Source organism: Acidobacterium sp. FHG110202_01, from assembly GCF_059115305.1.
Map to the genome: position 1 here is coordinate 26,519 of NZ_JBZYWJ010000014.1, position 24,653 is coordinate 51,171.

14 protein-coding genes are annotated in these 24,653 nt (G+C 58.3%); 7 read left to right on the top strand and 7 right to left on the bottom strand.

The window, feature by feature from the left end; genetic code table 11:
* The first annotated feature begins 54 nt into the window (after positions 1 to 54).
* The gene (locus tag AC5S16_RS22500; protein WP_493932370.1) at positions 55 to 582 is read left to right on the top strand and encodes a DUF2199 domain-containing protein; all 528 of its coding nucleotides are present in this window, start codon (positions 55 to 57) and stop codon (positions 580 to 582) included.
* Positions 583 to 853: 271 nt separating this feature from the next.
* Here AC5S16_RS22500 and AC5S16_RS22505 read toward each other — a convergent pair whose 3' ends face one another.
* The gene (locus tag AC5S16_RS22505; RefSeq protein ID WP_493932371.1) at positions 854 to 1,180 is read right to left on the bottom strand and encodes a metallophosphoesterase; all 327 of its coding nucleotides are present in this window, start codon (positions 1,178 to 1,180) and stop codon (positions 854 to 856) included.
* A 69-nt stretch (positions 1,181 to 1,249) separates the two neighbouring features.
* Entirely contained in the window at positions 1,250 to 4,927 is a 3,678-nt protein-coding gene (locus AC5S16_RS22510; protein ID WP_493932372.1) for a TonB-dependent receptor, read from the bottom strand.
* Between the two features lie 879 nt (positions 4,928 to 5,806).
* Here AC5S16_RS22510 and AC5S16_RS22515 point away from each other — a divergent pair.
* A complete protein-coding gene (locus tag AC5S16_RS22515; protein WP_493932373.1) occupies positions 5,807 to 6,739 on the top strand; it encodes an alkaline phosphatase family protein in 933 nt (310 codons plus the stop codon).
* 166 nt (positions 6,740 to 6,905) lie between these two features.
* Here the strand turns inward: AC5S16_RS22515 and AC5S16_RS22520 are convergent, their stop codons facing one another.
* Both AC5S16_RS22520 and AC5S16_RS22525 read right to left on the bottom strand, forming a co-directional pair.
* A complete protein-coding gene (locus AC5S16_RS22520) occupies positions 6,906 to 8,198 on the bottom strand; it encodes an MFS transporter (RefSeq protein WP_493932374.1) in 1,293 nt (430 codons plus the stop codon).
* A complete protein-coding gene (locus AC5S16_RS22525; protein ID WP_493932375.1) occupies positions 8,189 to 9,247 on the bottom strand; it encodes a hypothetical protein in 1,059 nt (352 codons plus the stop codon). Before AC5S16_RS22525 ends, AC5S16_RS22520 begins: the two co-directional genes overlap by 10 nt.
* A 213-nt stretch (positions 9,248 to 9,460) precedes the next feature.
* Between AC5S16_RS22525 and AC5S16_RS22530 the strand changes: the two genes are divergently transcribed.
* The 4 genes from AC5S16_RS22530 to AC5S16_RS22545 all read left to right on the top strand — a co-directional run bounded on the left by AC5S16_RS22530 (position 9,461) and on the right by AC5S16_RS22545 (position 13,852).
* A complete protein-coding gene (locus AC5S16_RS22530; RefSeq protein WP_493932376.1) occupies positions 9,461 to 10,630 on the top strand; it encodes a TIGR03364 family FAD-dependent oxidoreductase in 1,170 nt (389 codons plus the stop codon).
* Positions 10,623 to 11,432: a phosphonoacetaldehyde hydrolase gene (gene phnX, locus AC5S16_RS22535; RefSeq protein ID WP_493932377.1), complete on the top strand. Its 810-nt coding sequence runs from the start codon at positions 10,623 to 10,625 to the stop codon at positions 11,430 to 11,432. The genes AC5S16_RS22530 and phnX overlap by 8 nt, the downstream gene beginning before the upstream one ends.
* Complete coding sequence (locus AC5S16_RS22540) at positions 11,426 to 12,757, top strand: MFS transporter (RefSeq protein ID WP_493932378.1); 1,332 nt, start codon at positions 11,426 to 11,428, stop codon at positions 12,755 to 12,757. Before phnX ends, AC5S16_RS22540 begins: the two co-directional genes overlap by 7 nt.
* A 66-nt stretch (positions 12,758 to 12,823) precedes the next feature.
* Complete coding sequence (locus tag AC5S16_RS22545; protein WP_493932379.1) at positions 12,824 to 13,852, top strand: metallophosphoesterase; 1,029 nt, start codon at positions 12,824 to 12,826, stop codon at positions 13,850 to 13,852.
* A gap of 261 nt (positions 13,853 to 14,113) precedes the next feature.
* On the opposite strand, the gene AC5S16_RS22550 is transcribed toward AC5S16_RS22545, so the two are convergent.
* Both AC5S16_RS22550 and AC5S16_RS22555 read right to left on the bottom strand, forming a co-directional pair.
* Entirely contained in the window at positions 14,114 to 17,470 is a 3,357-nt protein-coding gene (locus AC5S16_RS22550) for a vitamin B12-dependent ribonucleotide reductase (protein WP_493932380.1), read from the bottom strand.
* Between the two features lie 1,002 nt (positions 17,471 to 18,472).
* Entirely contained in the window at positions 18,473 to 19,453 is a 981-nt protein-coding gene (locus AC5S16_RS22555; RefSeq protein ID WP_493932381.1) for a hypothetical protein, read from the bottom strand.
* A 233-nt stretch (positions 19,454 to 19,686) separates the two neighbouring features.
* Between AC5S16_RS22555 and AC5S16_RS22560 the strand changes: the two genes are divergently transcribed.
* Positions 19,687 to 19,905 carry a hypothetical protein gene (locus AC5S16_RS22560; protein ID WP_493932382.1) on the top strand — a complete coding sequence of 73 codons (219 nt, stop codon included), beginning with the start codon at positions 19,687 to 19,689 and terminating at the stop codon, positions 19,903 to 19,905.
* Positions 19,906 to 20,174: 269 nt separating this feature from the next.
* Here AC5S16_RS22560 and rpoC read toward each other — a convergent pair whose 3' ends face one another.
* Entirely contained in the window at positions 20,175 to 24,365 is a 4,191-nt protein-coding gene (rpoC, locus tag AC5S16_RS22565) for a DNA-directed RNA polymerase subunit beta' (RefSeq protein ID WP_493932383.1), read from the bottom strand.
* Positions 24,366 to 24,653 lie beyond the last annotated feature (288 nt).

Here is a 24,653-nt window from a genome sequence, read left to right on the forward strand (position 1 = left end):
GCGGCGGTTGCACGCTTCACAGCGTCCGGCCGCCGCACCGGTAAGAGAACATCATTGGGAACCGAGCTGACAACCGGATTTGATTGCAGAGTCTGCGGACGACATCACGATGTTCTTCCGCTGAGCTACAGCACCAAGGCTCCCATGGCTCTTGCTGCTGTACCTAAAGAGAAATGGGAACGGCGTGTTGTCATTACCCGCGACCAGTGCGTTATCGACGGCCGCGATTTTTACCTTCGCGGACGAATTCTTGTGCCTATCGCAGAGATAGGCGAGCCGTTTGTATGGGGCGTGTGGGCCGAGGTCAGTCCAAAAACGTTTCTCCGCGCTAACGAGCTCTGGAACGTGCAGGGGCGCGAGCGCGAGACTGCGTTTCCCGGCTGGATGAACACCGAACTGCCCCTCTTCGGCAATACCTATAACCTCGAACTCAACATCCAGACGCAGCCTGTCGGATGGCGGCCTCACTTTACTGTCGTCGATCAGGAGCATCCGCTGGCTATCGAGCAGAGAACGGGAATTACGCTGGAACGCGCTGTCGAAATTGCCGAGCGGTTGCTGCATCCGGGAGAGGATTCGTAGGTCACCGGGGTTGCGGCTTTGATGCCTGCTCTTCCGAAACTATGAGCGCTGGCAGAGCTTAAGTTATTTACTGGTTTTGTGGCTGAAAGCTGCCTGGTGTTGTGGCGATTGATGCATTGTATGGATCCTTCGCTTTTCGCTCAGGATGACGTACCTGAGATGCTTTAGTGCTTCCGCCTCGCTTTATTGGCTGGGATACATCCCGCCTTGCTTTCGCAAGGCCTCCCACGAACTTTGTTCGTGGGGGTCCTTCGACTTCGCTACGCTTCGCTCAGGATGACGCTTTTGTGGGGGAGCGATCTTCTGTGACTTTGTGGGGAGAGCGAGTGTTGCTGGCATTGCCGGTGATGACGTCGCCGGTGATGATCACGATGTCGGGCTTTTCGGTCGTGATGAGGAATTCGGTCAGAGCGATGCCGTACTTGTCCGGGCGGGGATAGTAGTGGGTATCGCTGATCACCAGTATTTTGAAGGTTCCGTCGGAGTGGAACTTCAGCGTCTTCGTATCAGGAATTGCGGCGCTTGTGAGGGTGTTTCTCTCGGCAAGAACAGCAGCGGCAGCCAGCGGAATAGTGGCAAGGAAAGAGCGGCGTTTCATATGTTGGAGCACTCCGAAAAAAGATGGCGAGTGAAGTCCGGATTCCACTCGCCATTCATAGGAGAGGTTTTAGAAAGTAAGCCTCATGGATACCTGTCCACCACGCGGTGCAATCGCACTCTTGATGTAGCCGTAGCTTCTGCTGGTGACGCTGGTGGTCATCGAAGTTCCGTCGTACTGAGTGTGGTTGAGGATATTGGTGAAGGTGCCCTCTGCACGCAGCCTGAAGCGTTCGCCGAGAGAGAAGGTCTTCGATAGTCCCGAATTCAGATTGACGTAGCCGGGACCCATGACAGTGCCGGGCTTCACGTTGCCAAAGCGGGCGAGAGGTCCGGGAATGGGATAGAGGTTGCCGTTGACCAGTTCCATGCCTGTGTAGGTGGTGCCGTTGAATGTCGTGGTGGTACCGGGCGCATTTCCGGTATAGCAGCCGTAGCCGGGCTGCCAGTTGGGATCGCCGGGGCAGGCATAGGCTGCGGGGTTGAGCCACTGCGCCGGCGTGGGATGCGACGCTTTCACGCTCTGGCTGGCGACCCTGTCGGGACGCTGGGCAACGCAGTTTCCATTCCATCCGGCCGCGCTTGAGCAGATGCCGGAGCCGGTGCCTGAAGGATCATTTCCCGTGCCGTCAGAGATGGTCAGGAAATAGCCCGAATCCCATTCGAAGATGTTGGCGAGGGTCCATCCGCCAACAAGAGTGTCGAGCAGGCGAGGCATACTGCCACCGAACATTTTGCCGCGGCCTACGGGCAGATCGTACAGCGCGGAGGTTTTCCATGTAAGGCGTTTTGGACCTAGGAGGTTGCCGTAGTCGAGGCTGCGATTGAGATAGTAGGTGGCCTGATCGCCGTAATCTTCAGGGATGTGACCATCCGCGCCCGCCTGATCGGTCAGCATCTTTTGCCATGTAAAGGTTGAGTCAAACCCGAACCCGCTTTGATAGCGGCGGGAAACATCCAGCTGGAGCCCGTTGTAGTAAGCATTGGCACCGGTCTCGAAGACTTCTACGTGACCGAGGTTGGGGAAGGCGCGGGCGCTGAGCGGCTGGTTATAGGCCGGGGTTGTGTTTGAGTAAGGGAGGGTGTTCTCATCTGGAGTCCACTGAAGATGGCGCGAGGCTGATCCAATGTAAGAGAGGCGTGCGCCATATCCCGCGCCGAAGTCGTGGTCGACGCTGAGGGTCCACTGCTCGGTGTAGGGATCGACCCATTTAGTGGACGCTACGGCATTGATGTCCGCGCCGCCGGGGCTGGCGGTATTTCCTGCCGTACCGGAACCGGCATAGATCTGGGGCCACTGGAAGTTTGGAGTGCCGAACGTGCCTCCGCCCTGGTAGCCGTTGGTGTAGGTGTTGTAACCAGCCTGCAGCAGAAGGCCCATGCCGTCGTCTACGGGATCACCGCTGACGTACTGGGTATACATGCCGAAGCCACCGCGGACGACCCACTTGTTGTCATTGGTAAGACGATAGGCGAAGCCGAAGCGCGGCATGAGGCGATCTTTGGTGGTGGGACGGAGTCCTTTGGGCAGGCCAGCCTGGGAGGCGGTGATGACCGGTGTGCAAGGAGCTCCGTTGAGGACTGCGCTATTGGTGTAGTTTATGCCGTCAGGATCGCATGCGTTGACACCCTGGAGCCACGCCTGGTTGAGATTTTTCGCTGTGCCGTCCGGATAGATGAAGCGTCCGCTTTTGGCCACGGTGGCGTCGAAGTTGGCAAAGAGCCCATTCCTGTCATACATGCCCGGGTTGTACTCATAGCGCAGGCCATAGGTCAGAGTCAGCCTGGGAGTGATATTCCACTGGTCCTGGGCAAACAGGTTCCACGTTTTGGTGAGGAATATCTCATCGGCAGTGACATTGTCATATTTCGTCTGATAGGGGATGCCGAGCAGAAAATCGGCCCACCCCACGCCAGTGAACTGGGGAGTTCCGCCGAAGTAAAAGTTGCCGTACTGATCGGCGCTGGTGACCTGGGTCGGCTCGATCCCTTTCTGGGCCACGAATCCACCGCCAAACTTCAGGCTGTGCTTGTCTTTTACCCAGCTAAGGCTGTCGGTGAAGATCCATGACTTGTTGTCGTTGCTCTTGTCCAGGCGGGAGGTATTGAGGTCGGTGATGCCGGACCCGGGTGAGATATATGGCAGATTATTCTGCCAGAGGTTCTGAAGGCCCTGCAGGCCGAGACCATTCGTGATTTCCGTGCCGTTCAGGGGGTTCACAAATCCATAGAGGTACCGCGCGTAGCCGAAGCGGAACTCGTCGATCATATGAGAATTGACCGTGTAGTTCGCGCTGAGGATCACATTGCGGTTGTAGGTGAGGTTGGTGGAGTTGGGAATATCGAGCCCCTGCGGAGAGCTGGAGGGGAAGTTCTTCCAGACCAGGCGTCCCCAGACCAGGAGCTTCTGGTTGGAGCCCAAGTACTGATCGCCGCGCACATCGAACTGATTCGAATTCAGGCTGGTGTCATAGTTGAGCCAGTAATTGGGAGTCTGACCGGATACGAACTGATTGGTGCCTACGCCCATGGTTGAGCCATTCGCCAGATTTGCGGTGGCTGAGTGGTTTGGAGTGGGGTAGAACTTCGCGAGGGCCTGGGCCGCAGAGTTGATGGAGAAGCCGCAGGCAGCAAAGGTGTAGCCGCAGACCTGACCAGTTGCAGGATTCACCAAACCCTGGAAGGTGTTGTTTCCGTTCTGATCGGGAATGATGTAGTTGGTGAAATCGCCCTGCATCATGGCCTGGGTCGGCACGGTGTACTGCTCCGGTGAGGTGCGCGGGAAGCGGAACCCTTCGTAGTCGAACCAGAAGAAGCTTCTGTCGTGGCCGTTGTAGAGGTGCGGAATGACTACCGGGCCGGAAAGCATCGCACCGAACGTGTTGCCGACCAGATGCGGCTTGGTGGTGGCTCCATAAGGTGTGGCATTGAGGGCCGAATCCTGGTGATACCACCATGCCCCGCCATGGAGCTGGTTGGTTCCGCTCTTGGTGGTGAATGTGATTTCACCGGGAGCGGGCTGCTCGGCAGTATTCAGAACGCCGTCGGAATGAATTTCCGCAATGGCGTCAGCGACGGGAAGCAGGTCGCCGAGGGGATGGTTACCGGTAACAGCCCCGATCGTGACGCCGTCCGCATCGACCTGAGTCTGAAACGTCAGGGAGCCGGCGACGGTAATGCTCTTCCAGGTGCTGTAGGGCAGCTGGTAATCGACGTTGGGAAGCGCCGCAACCAGAGCAAGGGCCGAGGTGCCGCCGGAGCTGGCGCGGAAATTCATTGGCAGAGCAATGACCTGGTCACTACCGAACTTTACGCTGATCTGCGGGCTTTCGGTTTCAATGGCGCTGGCGTTTTCTCCGGAGACCTGGACCGATTGCTGCACGCCACCGACGGCAAGCGTCGCGTCGATACGCAACTGCTGGCGGGCGGCAAATTCCACGCCCGTCGTGGTCCACTTATCAAAGCCTGAGGCAGTTACCGTGAGGGTGTAGTGCGCGGCCTTCACATCGAGAAACTGGTAATCTCCGTTGTCACTCGTGGCGGCGGTTCTCACCGCGCCTTCATCTGTGTTGGTGAGGGTGACGGTCGCGCCTGCGACCACTGCTCCCCTGGAATCTCTTACAGAGCCGAGGATCGATCCCTGGACCGTCTGCGCTGCTCCATGGGGGTGAATTGCAAAAAACATCAGCAGCCAGGCAACAACCGCCGGTAATTGTCCGTACTTCAGCAGGGGAACACGACCAGGCATGGCTAAACTCCTTGGACTCCTTGGCTTATGTGCTACTGGGTGATCTAACAACTGGCCTCTAAGAGCGATGGAGCCATTGTGTCCGGGAGAAAAGGAAGAAAAACACGTTCTTAACGGTTCAGCGCTTGCGCCGATTGTTGATGAATCAATGATTTAAGGCAGATCGTTCACTGGATATTCATCGAGCCTGCTTCGCGAAGAGCTGCTATTCCGGAATTTCATGATTGATGGGGCGAATCGTGGGATGCCTCAGTCCATTGCGCTCGCCTATCCAGAATTACTTTTCAGCATCTTCTTTTTCACTGCCCCACTCAAGCCAAAACCGGGCTTGAATGGGCCACCCCCGCCCCGCTGGCGCGACAGGCTTGTTGATGAGGCTTTCACGAAGGCGCATTGATGAGGCACTCTTTGTAGCGGCAATCGGGGTGAACAACCCCAGGTTAGCTGCGCGAACCCTTCGACTCCGCTCAGAGCAGGCTCTGGGGCACCCGGCATGGTGACCGGGGCTGAAGCCCCTATGTTTTTCGATCTTCTTTCACCGGCCTGAAGGCCGGTGCTTCTACCCTGGAGGCGCATTCGGCCTCTTTATCCCACCTATCGTCTGCCCTCAGAATTATTTTTCAGGATCTTCTAAAGGACGGCGTTATTTTTTTTCACTGCCCCCACTCAAGCCGAAACCGGGCTTGAATGGGCCACCCCGTCCTGCCACCTTGCTACCTTGCCGGGCCTGATTACCGGGATGAGTGAAAATGCTGTGAACTGAACCTGGCTTTAACCTCTCCGAACGTTCCGGGTTTTCTCTGCCAATGAGACAGTGAAAAAGCGGTGAGTGAAACGATTGATTTCGCTCTGCCAACAGAAAAATTCAGGAGCATTCCATTGCATTCCACTCTTGCGGCACGGTCGGTCCGTCATTTCTTCCAACTTGGATTTGCCCTGGCGGCATTGGCTGCGGCTGTTATTCCCTTGCCACTCCGGGCACAGGGGCGGGTCATTCTTTTCGGCGTCGATGGGCTTTCGACAGAAGGCGTTGCCGACGGAAAGACTCCTAATATACATGCGTTGATGCAGTCAGGAGCATGGACTATGCACATGCGCGCGGTGCGCGAAACCAGCAGCGCGCCGAATTGGGCTGCGATGATGATGGGGGCGCCTCCCGAACTGAACGGAGTAACGACGGATAACCCGCAATCCGAGAAGAACCACTATCCGCCTGCCTGTCAGATCGTCCCGGGATATTTTCCCAGCCTCCTGAGCCTTGAACGTGAGCAGCACTCGAATGCGAAGATCGGTTTTTTCACGGATTGGGCACCCTATGCAAACTTCTTCGAGCCCGGCGCGGCCACCAAAGTAGTCAAAGAGGGCTCACACGACGAAGTCTTCAATGAAGCGCTCGCTTATCTCGAAAGCGACAAGCCTGAAGTGCTCGTTATTCATATGGACGAAGTCGATGACGCAGGCCATGCCAAGGGCTGGGGTAGCCCGGAGTATCTTGCTGCGGTGGCTAATGTGGATTCGAGACTCGGCAGGCTTCTTGATACGCTCGACCGTATGAACCTGCGCAAATCGACTACGGTCATTCTTGTCTCCGATCATGGCGGCAAGGGCATGCATCATGGCGGCGACATGACGGAACAGATTGAAATTCCCTGGATCATCAGCGGGCCTGGAATCCGCGTCAATCATGAGATCAAGGACCCTGCGCTCATGACTTATGACACTGCGGCGACGATGGCCCGCATCCTGCATGTGAAGCCTTCGCCCTGCTGGCGCGGCAGACCTGTTGATGAGGCCTTTACGAAGGTGCGTTGATTCACATGGTGACCGGGGCTGAAGCCCCTATGTTTTTCGATCTTCTTTCACCGGCCTGAAGGCCGGTGCTTCTACCCCTGGAGGCGCATTCGGCCTCTTCATCCCACTCAAGCCAAAACCGGGCTTGAATGGGCCACCCCCGCGAAGGCGCATTGAATGCCTTGGATTATGCGATTTTCAGTTTCAGCTTGTTCAATGGCGGGGCGTTCCAGCGCATTGTCAGCAGTGCGGCAGAGATCAGCGAACAGGCAACAAATAAGGTGAAGATGCTGTTCCAGCCGAACATGTGGGAGAAGAAGGCTACCAGCACCGGCGAGACCATCTGGCCTAATGAGCCGATGGCGTTGACATATCCCGATGCGCGCCCGACCTGCTCCTGAGGCACTGCTTCCACCACCGCAATCGAAGAGATCAGCACATCGGGGCCGAAGATCAGAATTCCGATGAGAGCAATGCTGATGCCGGTCGGTACTGTTCCCCATGCGCTGACCACCGGATGCAGAAGAAAGACAAATGCAGCGGTGAACAGCATCACTGCTCCTACCGGATAGCGGCGCGCGCTGAACCACCGCTCGGATGCATAGCTGGCAAAAATCGCTCCGAGGAAACCCGTCAGCTCAAACAGCGAGGACAAGGTCATGGCCGAGCCGCTGCGCGAGTGCTGCGTCTCAATAAGGTAGAGCGGCAGCCAGAAGAGAAGCGCATAGCGCGTCAGCTTGAGGAAGAAGTAGATGGCCGCGAGCATCTGGATTTCATGATTGCGCAGGATGGGCTTCCATCCTTCTTCTGAAGAAGCGGGAGGGAGCTCCGGGTTGATCGGCTTCAGCCCGACATCGGATGGGAGATCGCGCGCGCGCCAGTAAAAGAAGAGCGTGGTCAGCAGCAGCACGCCGCATGGAGCAACGATGGCGAGGCGCGAGCCGGTCGAGATGGAAAATGCGTCGACAGTTGAGAGACCGGTAGCCAGAGCATTCGCGAGGAAGCTGCCGAGCGCATAGGAGGTGCTCCACCAGGCGATCGCGATGGCAAATTGCGCGCGCGGAAGCCAGATGCTGAACAGCTTCATGACCGACGGCCAGCCGAATCCCTGCCCGAAACCATTGAGCATCTGGAGAAGCATGAGAACGGCAACGGGAGCAGGGATAATCAGGAGGGCGGTCGAAATTAAAGATAAGAGGCCGCCAAAGAGAAGCGAGCGCCGGGCGCCGAATCTGTCGGCGGCCCATCCGCCTGCGATCTGGCCGATCATGTAGCCGGCGCTGAAGACCAGGAGCAGATCGGCGAGTCCGCTCATCCATACCTGGTGGCCTTGCTGGCCCTGATGGCTTGTAGCAGGCAGGGGCGTCCAGGAAATATTGCGGCGGCAGAAGTAGAAGCCGGCATAGGCAATCCATGTAGCGGTAAATATGCGCCCTGCCCAGTAAGCGCGCCGCTCGGAAGTGTTCGCTGCTACCTCCACAGATTGCCTCCGGAAGCCAATGTCTGCGTGGTCACCTGCTCCCTGTCGGCAAAACGGAGAAGCGTTGGCGTCTTCCTGCGTATGGCGGTTTCGAGAGCCGTGGGAAAGATGTCGCTGTTGGAAAGAGAATTGATGGCGAGATCAAGCGCCTGCCCGTTCCGGCTGCCTACCCACAACTGCGCTTCCGGCCCGGGAACGACGGTGACATAGGCTGCTTCGTCATTTGCATTTGACGGAGAGCGGTGCGTAATGTGGACGGCGAGCAGATCATTCTGGCCTTCCTTCCCGGCTGCCGAGCTTCCTATTTCAGCAGCGGAATGGAATGTGGCCGCCGTTTGCAGCAAGGGCTTGATGATCTGCAAATCATTTGTTGTTACAGCGCGGGCGTCCGCAGGGTCGGCATCCAGAACAAGGGCAATGCCGGCATGGCCGGAGAGAAGCGTCTCCCAGAAATCCAGGTATGGCGTTCCGGAAAAAACCTGCCAGCGGAAAGTGGCTGCGCAGAGAAAGAGCGCCACGAATGTAGGAATCATCATGCGCAGGAGCGGCAGGTTGGTCTCGACTGCTTCTGGTGGAATCAGGACTTCGGGTACTGGTATCTCCTGCAAAGTCTCCAAGTCATCCAGAGCGACAACGTCTTCCGGCTCCGGCAGCTTATGGATTTCTTCCTGCACAAAGACCGGGACGTAGGTGCGCACGGGTAGATGCACGCGCCAGCCTGCCTGGCTTTCATTACCCTCGTAATAGCAGATCAGCCGCTTGCGTACTTCGTTAGCGCGCACGCGGACGACGGCATCCGAGCCCGTGTCATAGGATATAGGTCGGCCAAAGAGTTCCTTGCCGAGCGTCCGTTCCTTGATCTCGTCTGCCCGGCCCGCGAGCGTCTCCGTAATTACGTAACGAAGGAAGGCACAATTTCGCTGGCTCGCGCGAAACTGTACATCGCTGCAGATTGCGTCAAGCTCCAGTTCAATGGCGCGCCGCATCTCCGGCGTTATGGTTGCGTCTGCTGGTTTTGATGTGCTTTGCAACGAGGCGCTCGATGCCATCTCTGCCTCCAGGTAGTTCAGCATTGACGTAAAAGTCGATGGTTGAATGAACAAAATCCTAAGCGAAGAATGTTGCAGTTTCTTAAAACGTTTTCTCGCCCTTTCGCTAAATTCTTTGTTTGCAATGCCGGGTACGACGATTGAACCGTTCAGAACGTGTTCCTGTTCACAGGCAGCGGCCTAATCTTGAATTTTGATCAACAAGAAAGGTAGATGCTCATCATGCCGGAGAAAGCCATCGACGTTGCGATCGCAGGCGCGGGAATTCTCGGCCTCGCTCATGCTTATCTCGCAGCCTCCAGTGGCAAATCGGTTGCCGTCTTTGAACGTAACCCTCGCGCCATGGGAGCATCCGTCCGCAACTTCGGCATGATCTGGCCGATCGGCCAGCCGCATGGCGTGATGCATCAGATGTCCCTCCGCAGCCGGACACTCTGGCTCGAAGTCCTGAAGGAAGCCAGAATCCCCTACCGCCCCGACGGCTCATTGCACGTGGCATACCATCCTGATGAAGCTGCGGTGATCCAGGAATTTGTAGAGCGCGCTCCGGAGCTCGGCTATGAGTGCGCATGGCTCGACCGCGAAGCGACGCTTGAGCGCAGCCAGGCGCTCGTGCCCGATGGACTGCTCGGCTCGCTCTGGAGCGGCACCGAGCTCACGGTCGACCCCCGGCTCACCATCGCTTCCCTTCCGGCTTTTCTCGAGGAACGCTATGGCGTCCGCTTTTACTTCAGCACCCCGGTGCTCTCGGTTGACTCGCAGATTCTGGAAACTGCGAATGGCAGCTTCCGGGCCGAAAACACCATCGTCTGCAGCGGAGAAGATTTCGAAACACTCTTTCCCGATGAGTATGCGGCCAGCGGCATTACCCGCTGCAAGCTGCAGATGCTGCGCACCGCTCCTCAGCCCCCGGGATGGGAACTCGGCCCTTCGCTGGCAGCCGGGCTTACTCTGCGCTTCTACCCTTCGTTCAGTGTCTGCGATTCGCTCGATGCACTGCGCAAACGCATCGCCGAGGAAATGCCCGAGTACGATCGATGGGCGATTCACGCGCTCGTCTCGCAAACCGCCGACGGAGCGCTCACGCTTGGCGATTCCCATGAGTATGGACTGGCGATCGACATCTTCAACAAGGAAGAAGTCGACCAGCTCATTCTGAAATACACAGCCGGGTTCCTGCGCGCTCCTGATCTCTCGATCGCCCAGCGCTGGTTCGGTGTTTACGCCAAGCATCCTGACAAGCCTTATCTCGTCATGCAGCCGCAGCCATCGGTGCGCATCGTCACTTCGCCCGGCGGCTCCGGAATGACGTTGTCTTTCGCCGTAGCTGAGCAGTCTCTGATCGAAATTGGACTTCTTTCCGGAAAGGCTACCCATGTCTAGCCCCATCGCCGCCGTCATCTTTGACTGGGCCGGAACCACCGTGGACCATGGAAGCCTTGCTCCGGTGCGGACTCTGCAGCAGGTCTTTGCGAATCGTGAGATATCCATTCCCGATGCCGTTGTCCGCCGCGACATGGGTTTGGCGAAACGCGATCACATTCGCCGTCTGCTTGCAGAAGCCGAGGTGGCGGAGGCATGGCAGTCTCGATATGGCCAGGCCGCAACTGAATCCGACGTCGATGCCCTTTACCAGGACTTCATTCCGCTGCAGATATCCTGCCTGCTCGATTATGCGAAAGTGATCGACGGGATCGTTCCTGTTGTCGATGTGCTGCGGTCGCATGGCGTCCGCATTGGCGGGACTACCGGATACACACGCGCGATGCTGGAGAAGCTTGAAGAGGCGGCTGGCGCGCAGGGATACAAAACCGACCGCTCGCTCTGTCCAGACGATGTAGGCGCAGGACGGCCGCATCCCTTCATGTGCTACCGGCTTGCCGCCGAGCTTCACGCTGCTCCGTTATCCGCCTGCGTCAAAGTCGGCGACACCATCAGCGATATCGAAGAAGGTCTCAACGCGGGCATGTGGACAGTCGGAGTTCTGCGTTCCGGCAACATGATCGGCCTTTCCGAGCAGGCGTGGGCACAGCTTCCGGAGCAGGAAAAACGCGAACAGCTCAGGCAAGCGGAAGCCGTGATGCGGCAGAACCGCGTCCACTATGTGGTTGAGACTGTGGCCGAACTGCTTCCGGTCCTCGATGAGATAGCGCAGCAGCTGAATCAAGGAGCGCGTCCTTGTTGACCAATGAGCTGACGCAAAAAGAAAAATCAGAGAAGCGCATCACTGCCTGGCATGTAGCAACCATCGCACTGCTGGCTGCAGGGTATTCGGCCTACTACTTCTGCCGTTCGGATTACTCTGTTGCCCTGCCGCTTATTCTTGCTGAACAGGTGAAGCACGGCGCTGATGCGCACATTGCCGAAGTGAGACTCGGTTCCATCGCGTCTCTTGGCGTGCTTGCTTATGCCCTGGGCAAATTGCCTGCGGGCGCTATTGCCGATCGCTTCGGAGGACGTGGAAATTTTCTTGGAGGCATGGCCGGCTCCATTCTCTTCACGCTTCTCTTCATGGCTGGAGGCGGCTTCCCCATCTTCACGCTGGCGTGGATCGGCAATCGCTTTGTGCAGTCGATGGGATGGGCAGGACTGGTAAAGATCGCCTCGCGCTGGTTCTCCTACTCCACCTATGGCAGCGTGATGGCAATCCTGAGCCTGAGCTATCTTTTTGGAGATGCCATTTCGCGCGAAGCTATGTCGCTTCTGCTTGACCACGGCATGGGATGGCGCGGCCTCTTCGCTACCGGCGCTGCGCTGCTTGGCTTTCTTCTGCTTCTGAATCTTCTCCTGCTGCGCGAATCACCCACCGATTATGGCCTTGCTCCGGCGGAAGAAAATCCGCTGAGCCTCTTCGCCCATCCTGACGAACCGGAACACCAGCAGCCCGGCACCGCTGCCATCTTCCGCGGCCTGTTTACTTCCTATGCTTTCTGGCTCGTCTGTTTTCTTTCGCTGGGAACCACACTGCTGCGCGAAACTTTCAACCTGTGGACGCCGACCTACTTCACGCAATTCTCCGGCATGACCGGAGCCCAGGCCGCGAGCGGAAGCGCCATCTTTCCGCTTTTCGGCGGGCTGTCCGTGATCCTGGCTGGATTTTTAAGCGACCACCTCGGCGCTGCAGGACGCAGCCGCATTTTATTTGCCGGACTCGGATTGTCTGTTGGCGCTCTCATCGCTCTGGCCTTCACGCCGCTGCATGCTCCGCGCATTCTTCCGTTGGCTCTGGTTGCATTGGTCGCATTCCTGTTGATCGGCCCATATTCCTACCTTGCCGGCGCCATGTCACTCGACTTCGGCGGCAAGGACGCAGGGGCCACAGCATCGGGAATCATCGATGGCGCAGGCTATCTCGCGGGCGCTTTGTCAGGAAACGGCATGGCGTATATCGCGGTCACTCGCGGATGGAAAGCGTTCTTTCTGCTGCTGGCCCTGGTCGCTGCTCTTTCGAGTGTGATTGCCGCTGCTGTGCTCTGGAACCAGCGACGGCTGTCTGAAATTGTCCGATAGCTTTATAGAACAGCAATCTTGAGCCTTTATCCTTACTATCAGCAAAACAGAATTAAAGGAGCAGGAATGAAGAACCATGAGGATGAGGCTCTTTCGAGCCGCCGCCGCTTTCTGCGGCAGAGCTTCGCATTCAGCGCACTGGCTGCGCTTGGCTCGCTGCCCGCTGCAGCCGCTTTCGCGCCCTCCGATCCCGATGCAGTGGAACTGCTGATGGCGGGCGACTGGGGATGGGACCGTGATAACCATTCCGCGCAAAGTGAAGTGGGCGCCGCCATGCGCCGCTATGCGCAGGAGAATCATCTTCGCACCCAGGCGCTGCTCATGCTGGGAGATAACTGGTATGGCGAACTCGCCGGAGGCGCGCAGTCTCCGCGCTGGCAGACGCAGTTTGAACAGACGTATCCAGCCGATGTCTTCAACTGCCCTGCCTATGCTGTTCTCGGAAACCACGACTATCAACGCTGGCCAGACAGCAAAGTGGATGCAGAGCTTGAATACGCCCGCTCCGGCAAGACGCGCTGGACTATGCCGGCGCGCTGGTATCGATTTGAGTTCCCGACGAAGAAGCCGCTGATCACTTTCATCGCCCTCGACAGCAATATGCCCTTTGCGGACGGGACTTCAAGCCGCGGACGCGACTTTACACTGACTCCGCAGGAGCAGGCGGAGCAGCTTGCGTGGCTGGAGACGGAACTCAAGCGTCCTCGCACCACTCCATTTCTGGTGGTGATTGCTCATCATCCCGTTTACTCAAACGGCCCGCATGGAGATCACAAGGTTCTGATACGCGACTGGGACCCGCTGTTCCGCAAACACAAAGTTGACTTATATCTCGCAGGCCACGATCACGACCTGCAGCACCTTGAGTTCGAGAATCATCCGACCAGCTTCTTTCTCTCTGGCGGAGGCGGCGCTGACCTTTACGATTTCAAGGTCGATCCAGCGCAGCGCGGCCCTTATGGCCAGAAGATTTACGGATTCAGCCGCCTCTCTGTAACTAAAGAAAAGATTGCTCTGCGCCACATGGACAGCAGCGGCCGCGTGCTTCATGCCTTTGCAAAAACTCCGGATGGGAAGATCACGGTCTTGAGTTAAGACGAGGAGCGGCATTTAGCTCCGCTGGTGCCCTGTGTTCCGTGGCTGAATTGCATCCCGCCTTGCTTTCGCAAGGCCTCCCACGAACTTTGTTCGTGGGGGTCCTTCGACTTCGCTCAGGATGACGAATTTTTGGAGGAACGATCTTCTGCGGGTCACGATGATATGTGGGATAAGGAAATGAAAAAGCCCCAGTTTTTGCTGGGGCTTTTTCATTTTTGGGCCTGGACGGCGAGTCCCACCCGCTGCGCAGGCGTGCTTTTACGAGCAGCCGCTGGTGGAGCCGCAGCTCATGCAGCGGTAGCAGCTTCCGTTGCGGACCATGATGGCTCCGCAGGTGTGGCAGCTGGGGGCGTCGCCCATGTCGTAGAGGTCCTTCATGGCGTCGGCGGCGTGATAGATGCCGCGGTCGGTCAGTTGGAGATTCTCTGATTCCTGAGCGTTCGCGGTGACGTCGGAGAGGATTCCTCCCTGCGGGGCGCTGGTGTAGCCCATGCCCTTTGGCTGTTGTGGCGGAAAGCTGCCGAGGGTTGTGGCGCTCGACGCTTCGTATGGATCCTTCGCTCCGCTCAGGATGACACCTGAGGAGGAACTCGCGGTAACGCCTTGAGAAGGAGCAGGTTCGTTTCCAGAAGGCGCGGCCAGTCCGGCGAAGAGCGAGAGCTGGTGGCCGGAGAGGAAGCGCAGCTGGAGCCAGCGGAAGATGTAATCCATGATGGACTTGGCGTAGCCGATGTGCTCGTTGCCGGTCCATCCGGAAGGCTCGAAGCGCGAGTGCGCGAATTTTTCGCACAGCACTTTGAGCGGCACTCCATGCTGGAGGGCCAATGAAGTTGCTGTGGCGAAGCTGTCCATCAGGCCCGAGACGGTCGAGCCTTCCTTCGCCATGCGGATGAAGATTTCACCGGGCTGTCCGTTGGGATAGAGGCCGACGGTGATGTAGCCTTCGTGTCCGGCGATGGAGAATTTGTGGGTCAGCGAGGCGCGCTCCTCGGGCAGGCGGTGACGCACTGCTCGTGGTGGTGCGGTCAGGTCCTGGTCCTGCGAAATTAACTGCAGGTCCCTCCGCTCCGCTAACGCTCCGGTCGGGATGACAATTTTGTTAAGAGCTGCGGTGAATGCAGCGGTGGCGTCGAGCACCTGCTTCGCTGTGACCTCGATCTTCTCTGAGACTTTCGACTCGAGAGTCTTGAGGTCGGCTTCAGGCGCGGGCTTGCCGCTGGCGACTGCGGCGAGGATGCGCTCGGCAGCGTGATCGGCGGCTGAGGCCTCGTGCCTGATCTCCTTGGCCTTGTTGCCGTCGGAGACGTTGAGCGGCTGCGCGCCCTTCGATCCATCACGATAGATGGCGACGGCCTTGAGGCCCTGACGCCAGCTCTCGAGGTAGGCCTCGGCGATGTCGTCAACGGTGCAGTCGTGCGGCAGGTTGACGGTCTTCGAGATGGCTCCGGAGAGGAAGGGCTGCGTGGCGGCCATCATTTTGATGTGGCCCATGTAGTGAATGGAGCGCGTGCCCTTGGCCGGCTTGAAGGAGCAGTCAAACACTGCCAGGTGCTCGGGCTTGATGCCGGGCGCGCCTTCAATGGTTCCGGTAGCGTCGATGTAGCTGACGATGGCGTCGACCTGCGTGTTGTTGTAGCCGAGCTTGAAGAGCGCAGCAGGCACGGTGTTGTTGACGATCTTGATCATGCCGCCGCCGACGAGCTTCTTGTACTTCACCAGAGCCAAGTCAGGCTCGATGCCGGTCGTGTCGCAATCCATCATGAAGCCGATGGTGCCGGTGGGCGCGAGCACGGTGACTTGCGAATTGCGGTAGCCGTGCTTTTCGCCGTGGGTGAGCGCCTTGTCCCAGCAGTCTTTGCTGGCGGCGATGAGGTTGTCTAATTCCGGAACGACAAAAGGTTCGCTGCTGTTCTTCGACTTGCCGATCTTGTTGACTTCGGCGCGGTGCATGCGGATGACGTCGAGGAAAGGCTCACGGTTGATGTAGAAGCCGGGGCAGGCCCCGCCTTCGTGCTCTGCGGTTGCGGTGAGCGGCGTGGCGGAGGCGAGCGCGGGGCACTTCTCGGCGATGCGCGAGGACTGCAGATACGCCTCGCCGCACATGATGGCGGTGAGGGTGGCGGCAAAATCGCGGCCAGCATCGGAGTCGTAGGGCAGGCCAAAAGCCATCAGCAAGGCACCGAGGTTGGCGTATCCCATGCCGAGCGGGCGGTAGTCGTGCGAATTGCGTCCGATGGATTCGGTGGGATAGCCGGAGTTGTCGACGAGGATCTCCATGGCGGTGATGACGACGTCGATGGCGTGACGATAGGCGGCGATGTCAAATGTACCTGCCGGAGTTACGAATTTGAGCAGGTTGAAGCTGGCGAGGTTGCAGGCCGAGTTGTCGAGGAACATGTACTCGGAGCAGGGGTTCGACGCGTTGATGCGGTCGGTGTTCTTCGAAGTGTGCCACTTGTTGATGGTGGTGTCGTACTGCATGCCCGGGTCGCCGCACTGCCAGGTGGCTTCGGCGATCTTGTGCATGATGTCGCGTGCCTTGTAGGTCTTGACCGGCTTGTGGTCCTTGATGGTGTAGGTCGAGAAGTCAGAGTCCTTCTCGACGGCGCGCATGAACTCGTCGGTGACGCGGACGGAGTTGTTCGCGTTCTGGAAGAAGATGGAGCTGTAGGCCTCGCTGTCGGGGCCGGAGGAGCCGTCGTAGCCTTCGCGCATCAGCGCCCAGGCCTTGGCTTCTTCCTTCATCTTGCAGTCGATGAAGTCGTTGATGTCGGGGTGGTCGACGTTGAGGATGACCATCTTGGCGGCGCGGCGCGTCTTGCCGCCGGACTTGATGACGCCGGCGAAGGCGTCGAATCCGCGCATGAAGCTCAAGGGACCGGAAGCAGTGCCGCCGCCGGAGAGCTGTTCCATCGAACCACGCAGTGTGGAGAGGTTGGTGCCGGTGCCCGATCCCCATTTGAAGAGCATGCCTTCGGTCTTGGCGAGGTTCAGGATGGAGTCGAGGGAGTCGTCAACGGCGTTGATGAAGCAGGCGGAGCACTGCGGCTTGCGGTATCCGGTGACGGAGAACTCGATGGCGCAGGTGTGCGAGTTCCAATGCCAGTTCTGGGCGTCGGAATCGGGCTCGAGGCGGTCACAGCCCACGTTGAACCAGACAGGCGAATTGAATGCGGCCTTCTGCGTTACGAGCAGGTGCGCGAGCTCATCGTGGAAGACGGCGGCGTCTTCGGGCGTGGAGAAGTAGCCTCCGGCGAGACCCCAGTCGCGGATGGTCTCAGCCACGCGGCTGATGAGCTGGCGGACACCGGTTTCGCGGGCGGGTGTACCGAGCTGGCCGTGCAGGTATTTGCTGGCGACGATGTTGGTCGCGGTCATCGACCAGTCGATAGGGATTTCGACGTCCTTCTGCTCGAAGATGGTTTTGCCGCCGGCGTCGGTAATGGCGGCGGTACGACGCTCCCACTGGACTTCGTCGTAGGGCGAAACGCCCGCTTTCGAAAAGAAGCGCTCGAATTTGAGTGCGGATGCGGACTGGCCGGCTGCGGGCCGCTGAGCAGTGCTCGGCGCGGGGGCGGCTGTGGAGCTCGAGAACTTTTTAGTTGCCTCGGCCATGATGACTCCTTCCTGGAATATGTTTTGATGCCCCGTTTCAGGGGGTGGTCCTGCCTTGGCTCGGGCGTCTAAGAAAATCCCGAAACCGCGACGCAATCTGCGCCAGAAAATATGCAAAGAGCTGTGCTGGAAAAGAACTAGGTCAGGGGTCGCCGGCGGCCGGGGGAACATCGCTTTTTCGGTCTGTTGATTCCCGGCTTCATGCCCGGACCCCTGGGATGGAATTTTAATGTCGCAGATGTGAAAGTAGCTCTGTTAATAGTATGTGTCAAGCAGGAACCACAACATCTAGTATTTTAGATGCAAATAGGTACCTATTGTGTGCTGTTTCGGGAATTTAGCTGTGGAGAATCCCGGAAAGGCGCATGGGGCTTGATTATGAAGGTTATGTAAAAGTGCCCACTGGTTGAGGCTACGCCCGGGTGCTGGTCCGGACAAGGCGCAGAAGTGGTGCAATGGCTGTTGAAACATGTGGAATCTGTGGAGGACTGGCCCCTTCGGCTTCGCTCAGGGCAGGCTGTCCAGGCAATCGCGCCTGCTGCGCCTTTTTTCTGGAGCTGAGCTGTGCCTGTCCCTCTGTCTTTTTAGTTGAACCAGCGAACGACCCCAGGTTAGCTTCTCACCCCAGCACACGAAAACCGCGCGTGCTGGGGCCTCGATTCGCGAACCTGGGGCACCCGGCATATGGCTTAATATGTCCAGGTGATCAGCGAAGAGGAGGCTATTGCTCGCGTGCGGGAGTATGCGGAAGCCAGAGGATGGCGCTTTGAGAGGCCAATAGATATCAGGCTGCAGTACAGGAAGGCCGCCAGCGGCAAAAAAAATCCGGCAGCCAGACGGCCCATCTACAGCATGAGAATTGGTACCTTCCGCCCCTCTCCTGTCGTTGAGGTTGACGCGATGGATGGAACTGTACTCGAGTGGCGTACGTTTCCCCGCTGAAAGAAGTGAGCAATTTCTGCAGTTCGTTGTTTGCAACGGGGCAGGTCAAGAACTCCTTGGCTATTTGCCCTGCTTTTCCAGCGTCGAGATCAAAGCGGGCAGGTGTTGCTGATCGATCTTAATCTTCAGGCTGGGGACGAAATCCGGATCGGCGTTGTACTCGTCCACGTATTGCTTGAATCGCTGTTTCCCCCAATCCGAATTCTCCAGCATATTCTGATCGAACGCCTTCACCTGGTCTTCCCCGGAGAGTTGTTCGAACCCTGCCACTTTCTCCCGGTTCATGGTGATCGGCGTTATCGACACTCCCTTGACTCCTTTGAGCGCATTCAAATAAGAGAAGTATTCGGGCTGAATGTCCTTGTCTATGCGATCAGCCATTTTGTTTCTCGACTGCTGTCCCGACGACGATATGTTTTTGCGCCAGAAGGTATTGAAGCGAGCTGTAGTCTTATTCAGAGAGCCGCTGAACGTTTGCCCGCCGAGCGTTTCGGACAAGAGCTGAACAGCTCCTTTCGTCACCACTGCACCAGTGGGATGCCACTCCAGTTCTCCCGGCGTACCAGTATTTTCATGATGACTTTGCATGAAAGCATTCGCTGACTTCAGATAGGCAAGGAGATCCTGCTTGTCCATGCTTTTGCCAAGTTCGCCCTGGACGTGCAGATCCACTGAGTTCTGCTCCTTCCCTGTCGAATCCTTCCCGGCCACCCAATTGCCGCTAAATGCGCCGATCTTGAGAGGATGTTTTTCCAGCGTGCCGGCTGCATTGGCCTGCGGAGGATTGTGCGAGATCTCACTGGCTTCTCCTGTTGCAGCTGTCTCGTGCGCGGCCTCTGTGCCGGAGTTCAAATGCGGGATAGAGTTGAAGCTGTCGGCGAGGTCAGACAATTTCTGTGCAGCCGGGTTGCCGGACTCCTCTGCGATCGCGGCTTCTTCCTCACACGGCTCTCCGGACCTGCTTGCCGGCTGTGCGTCGACGTCTTCTGGACTACCATAGGAAACTGGACTTGAGAGTATGGTTCCGGATAGCTCGTTCAAATTAACTTCTCCTGCTAGTTAAAGAACAATGCCAATGAGTGTTTATTCCCGTAGCCGATCTCCAGAAGCTCACTCGGGCCTAAAGGCCCCCTGGCTGTGCTTTGTTTCACCGGGCCTTGCTTTTCGCAGACACGATGCTTTGCTCAGATTGCGCCAAACAGAGAAGAATCTTCTGGTAAGGAACTTGAGTCCTGCCATATGCTTATGGACACATTATTGATAAGAGGTAAGTTATGGCTAAACACACTGTTACTTTCAATCTGCCTGAACGCGAACTTGGAAAAGCAGATGCCGAATTTGCTATCAAACGTGATGGCAAGGCGTTCGGATCTCTCCGAATTAGCAATGGTTCATTAGTCTGGGTACCCAAGAATAAACAATATGGCTATAAGCTAGGTTGGGTTAAGTTTTCGGAGCTAGCAGAAGAGCACGGCGATGACGGCCACCAATGATAACTGAAATGGTTATATAACAGCCCAGATTTGAAAAGCCCTTTTGGGCGCCTATTTTTGGGGGATGGCATTCGAAAAGCGGGCCTTGCTTTGCAAGGCTTCGCACCTGCGGTGCGGGTCCTTCGACTCCGCTACGCTTCGCTCAGGATGACACTAGTGGGTGGCAGAAAATGAAAAAGCCCCAGCATTTGTGCTGGGGCTTTTTCGTTTGCCCGTCCGGCGAGGACCGCTGCCTGCGCAAGGCCCGCCGGAGGCGTTGTTGTTAACGCTCACTCGGCGGCCATTTCTTCGGCTTCGCCTTCCTGGCGCATCATTTCGAGCTCACGCTCGGCTTCTTCATAGGCGGTCTGCACTTCCTGCTGGACCTTGGCTGCCGCTTCTTCGAGCTCGGGTGAGAGCGCGATGTTGCGGTAGTATTCCATGCCGGTGCCAGCCGGGATCAGACGTCCGACGATGACGTTTTCCTTGAGGCCGCGCAGGTTGTCGACGGCGCCGTTGATGGACGCCTCGGTGAGAACGCGCGTGGTCTCCTGGAAGCTGGCGGCCGAGATGAAGCTTTCGGTCGACAGCGACGCCTTGGTGATGCCGAGCAGCAACGGACGGCCAGTGGCCGGACGTCCGCCGTTCATCACGGCGCGCTCGTTCTCGTTGCGGAAGCGGAACTTATCGACCTGCTGTTCGAGCAGGAAGTTGGTGTCGCCGACTTCCTCGATCTTCACCCAGCGCAGCATCTGACGGACGATGGTCTCGATGTGCTTGTCGGAGATGGCCACGCCCTGGAGACGGTAGACTTCCTGGATTTCGTTGACCAGGTAAGCCTGCAGCTCCTTCTCGCCGAGCACGGCAAGAATGTCGTGCGGGTTGAGCGGACCATCCATGAGCGGCTCGCCGGCGCGCAGGCGTTCGCCTTCCTGCACGTTGACGTGGACGCCGCGGGGCACCGAGTATTCCTTCTCCTCGCCGTTGTCTGCGGTGACGTAGAGCTTACGCTGACCCTTCGAAACTTCGCCGAACTTCACCACACCATCGATCTCGCTGATGATGGCGGTTTCGCGCGGCTTGCGGGCTTCGAAGAGCTCGACGACGCGGGGCAGACCGCCGGTGATGTCCTTGGTGCGCGTGGTTTCGCGCGGAATCTTGGCAAGAACATCGCCAGGGAAGACCTCGTCTCCGTCCTGGATCATGAGGTGAGCGCGTGAAGGCATGAGGTAACGCTTGTTGCCCTTGGCTCCCTTGATAATGATCGCAGGCTGGCGCTTTTCGTCAGGCGAGTCGCCGACCACCAGACGCGAGAGTCCGGTGACTTCGTCGACTTCCTCGTGCAGCGTGATGCCTTCCTGCAGGTCCTTGAACTGGACGGTGCCGCCGATTTCGGTGAGGATGCCGAAGGTGTACGGATCCCACTCGGCCAATGCCTGGCCCAGCTGGACCTTTGCACCATCTTCCACCTTGAGCTTGGCGCCGTAGACGATCTGATAACGCTCTTTCTCGCGGCCACGGTCGTCGATCACAGCAATAGAACCCGACCGGTTCATGGAGACCAGGTCGCCCTGTTTGGAGCGGACGCTGACCACGTTGATGAAGCGCACAGTGCCGTTGTTCTTGGCGTCGAGCTTCGACTGCTCAGAGACACGCGACGCGGTTCCACCGATGTGGAAGGTACGCATGGTGAGCTGCGTTCCCGGCTCGCCGATGGACTGCGCAGCGATGACGCCGACAGCTTCGCCGAGCTCCACGAGACGGCCTGAACCGAGGTTGCGGCCATAGCAGAGGATGCAGACGCCGCGCTTCGATTCGCAGGTGAGCACGGAGCGGATCTTGACGCGCTCGATGCCGGCTGCCTGAATCTGCGAGGCGAGATCCTCGGTAATCTCCTGGTTGATGTCGACGATGACGTTGCCCTCGTAGTCCTTGATCTTCTCGAGAGAGACGCGGCCGATGATGCGGTCGCGCAGCGGCTCGATGATCTCGCCGGACTCGACGATGGGCATCACGTAAATACCTTCGACGGTTCCGCAATCGCGCTCGCTGACGATGACGTCCTGGGCCACGTCGACGAGGCGGCGGGTCAGGTAGCCGGAGTCAGCGGTCTTGAGAGCGGTATCGGCCAGACCCTTGCGGGCGCCGTGCGTCGAGATGAAGTATTCGAGCACGGTGAGGCCTTCACGGAAGTTGGCCGTGATGGGCGTCTCGATGATTTCACCGGACGGCTTGGCCATGAGGCCGCGCATGCCGGAGAGCTGGCGAATCTGCTGCTTCGATCCGCGGGCGCCGGAATCGGCCATGATGTAGATCGGGTTCATGGCTCCTTCCTTGTCGGCGTTCTTCATGTTGTCGAACATCTCGTCCGCGACCTTTTCGGTGATCGACGACCAGAGCTGAATGACCTTGTTGTTGCGCTCGCCATTGGTGATGGCACCGTCAAGGTACTGCTGCTGCACGGCGAAGCGCTGCTTTTCCGCGTCGCGCACGAGGGTGTACTTCGTGTCCGGGATGACCATGTCATCGAGGCCGACGGAGAGACCCGAACGGGTGGCGAACTGGAAGCCCAGCTCCTTGATGCGGTCGAGCATGCGGACCGTGGTTTCAAGGCCGAGGTTCAGGTAGCAGTAGTTGACGAGCTGGCCGATGCCCTTCTTCTTGAGCAGGCCGTTGACGTAAGGCATGCCCTCGGGCAGAGCGTCGTTCAGGAGAGCGCGGCCGACGGTGGTCGAGATGTACTGCTTGTCGTACTCGACCGGCTCGGTATGCGTCAGATCCTGATCGTCATACGCGGTGGTCATGTCGAGGACAGGACCGGTATAGCGGAGACGAATCGGCGTGAGCGTTTCGATTTCCTTCGCGTTGAGCGCCATCAGCACCTCGTCGGTGTTGGCGAAGACGCGGCCTTCACCCTTGGCACCCTTCTTGGACTTGGTCAGGTAATAGAGACCAAGTACCATGTCCTGCGTGGGGACGGTGATGGGCTGGCCCGACGCGGGCGAGAGGATGTTGTGCGAAGCGAGCATGAGCACGCTGGCTTCGACCTGCGCTTCCGGCGACAGCGGAATGTGCACGGCCATCTGGTCACCGTCGAAGTCCGCGTTAAAGGCGGTGCAGACGAGCGGGTGAATCTTAATGGCCTTGCCTTCGACGAGCACAGGCTCAAAAGCCTGGATGCCGAGGCGGTGCAGGGTTGGAGCGCGGTTCAGGAGCACCGGGTGGTCCTTGATGACTTCCTCAAGGATGTCCCACACGATGGGATCCTGGAGCTCCACCATTTCCTTGGCCTGCTTGATGGTGGTGCAGTGGCCGGTCTGCTCGAGGCGGTGATAGATGAAGGGCTTGAAGAGCTCAAGCGCCATCTTCTTGGGCAGACCGCACTGATGCAGTTTTAATTCAGGACCGACGACGATGACCGAACGGCCGGAGTAGTCGACGCGCTTGCCGAGCAGGTTCTGGCGGAAGCGTCCCTGCTTGCCCTTGAGGGTGTCAGAGAGCGACTTGAGCGGACGGTTGTTGGCACCGCGCAGGACGCGGCCGCGGCGGCCGTTGTCGAACAGAGCATCGACGGCTTCCTGCAGCATGCGCTTTTCGTTGCGCACAATGACCTCAGGCGCATGGAGGTCCATGAGCTTCTTGAGGCGGTTGTTGCGGTTGATGACGCGACGATAGAGATCGTTCAGGTCAGACGTGGCGAAGCGGCCGCCGTCGAGAGGCACGAGGGGGCGGAGCTCCGGCGGAATGACCGGGATCACGTCGAGGATCATCCACTGCGGCTTGTTGCCGGACTTGCGGAAGGCCTCGACAACCTTGAGGCGCTTGGAGTACTTGAGGCGCTTCTGGAGCGAGGTCTCGGCCTTCATGCGCTCGCGCAGCTCGATGGCCAGCTCGTCGACAACGACGCGCTTGAGGAGCTCCTTGATGGCTTCGGCGCCCATCATGGCCTTGAAGCCGGTGGGGCGGTACTGCTGGTCGAGCTCGCGGAAGCGGTTCTCGTCCTTGATGATCTCGCGCTCGCGGGTGGGCGAGTCGCCGGGATCGACAACGACGTAGCTCTCGAAGTAGAGCACGCTTTCGAGGTCGCGCAGAGAGATGTCGAGCAGGTGGCCGATGCGCGACGGCAGGCCCTTGAAGAACCAGACGTGCGAGCAGGGGCTGGCGAGCTCGATGTGTCCGAGACGCTCGCGGCGGACTTTCGAGAGAGTGACTTCGACGCCGCACTTGTCGCAGATGACGCCGCGGTGCTTCATGCGCTTGTACTTGCCGCAGAGGCACTCCCAGTCAGTGACCGGGCCGAAGATGCGGGCGCAGAAGAGCCCGTCGCGCTCCGGCTTGAAGGTGCGGTAGTTGATGGTTTCCGGCTTGGTGACTTCGCCATGAGACCAGCTGCGAATCTTCTCGGGCGAAGCGAGCGAGATGCGGATCGCGTCGAAATCCGTAATCGGACCGGTTAATTCAAATGGGCTGGAACGGTACAAGGTGACCCTCCTTGAGTTCCCGGGTACTTCTGTTTGGGGTGGCCTGTCGCTCCCGGCGGGACAGGTCCCATGATCCTTTGAAAATCCCGGGGCTGAAGCCCCGTTATTTTCGCTTCGGGTATTCACCGGACTGAAGTCCGGTGCTTCTACCCTTCTTAACCTCAGGGGCTGAAGCCCCTAAAATCTTTCCAGCAAGCGAGGGCTGAAGCCCTGCCTACCTTTCAATTCCTTGCGGTATTGCTCGGGTAAGAACCCTCGCCTACCTCTTGCAAATCTTTCGGCTGCGCG

What these genes read in the sequence shown, in the direction of transcription:
- AC5S16_RS22505 (WP_493932371.1), bottom strand. Translation starts at nt 1,180, where the DNA reads ATGAAACGCCGCTCTTTCCTTGCCACTATTCCGCTGGCTGCCGCTGCT.
- AC5S16_RS22510 (WP_493932372.1), bottom strand. Translation starts at nt 4,927, where the DNA reads ATGCCTGGTCGTGTTCCCCTGCTGAAGTACGGACAATTACCGGCGGTT.
- AC5S16_RS22525 (WP_493932375.1), bottom strand. Translation starts at nt 9,247, where the DNA reads ATGGCATCGAGCGCCTCGTTGCAAAGCACATCAAAACCAGCAGACGCA.
- AC5S16_RS22530 (WP_493932376.1), top strand. Translation starts at nt 9,461, where the DNA reads ATGCTCATCATGCCGGAGAAAGCCATCGACGTTGCGATCGCAGGCGCG.
- phnX (WP_493932377.1), top strand. Translation starts at nt 10,623, where the DNA reads ATGTCTAGCCCCATCGCCGCCGTCATCTTTGACTGGGCCGGAACCACC.
- AC5S16_RS22545 (WP_493932379.1), top strand. Translation starts at nt 12,824, where the DNA reads ATGAAGAACCATGAGGATGAGGCTCTTTCGAGCCGCCGCCGCTTTCTG.
- AC5S16_RS22550 (WP_493932380.1), bottom strand. Translation starts at nt 17,470, where the DNA reads ATGGCCGAGGCAACTAAAAAGTTCTCGAGCTCCACAGCCGCCCCCGCG.
- AC5S16_RS22560 (WP_493932382.1), top strand. Translation starts at nt 19,687, where the DNA reads ATGGCTAAACACACTGTTACTTTCAATCTGCCTGAACGCGAACTTGGA.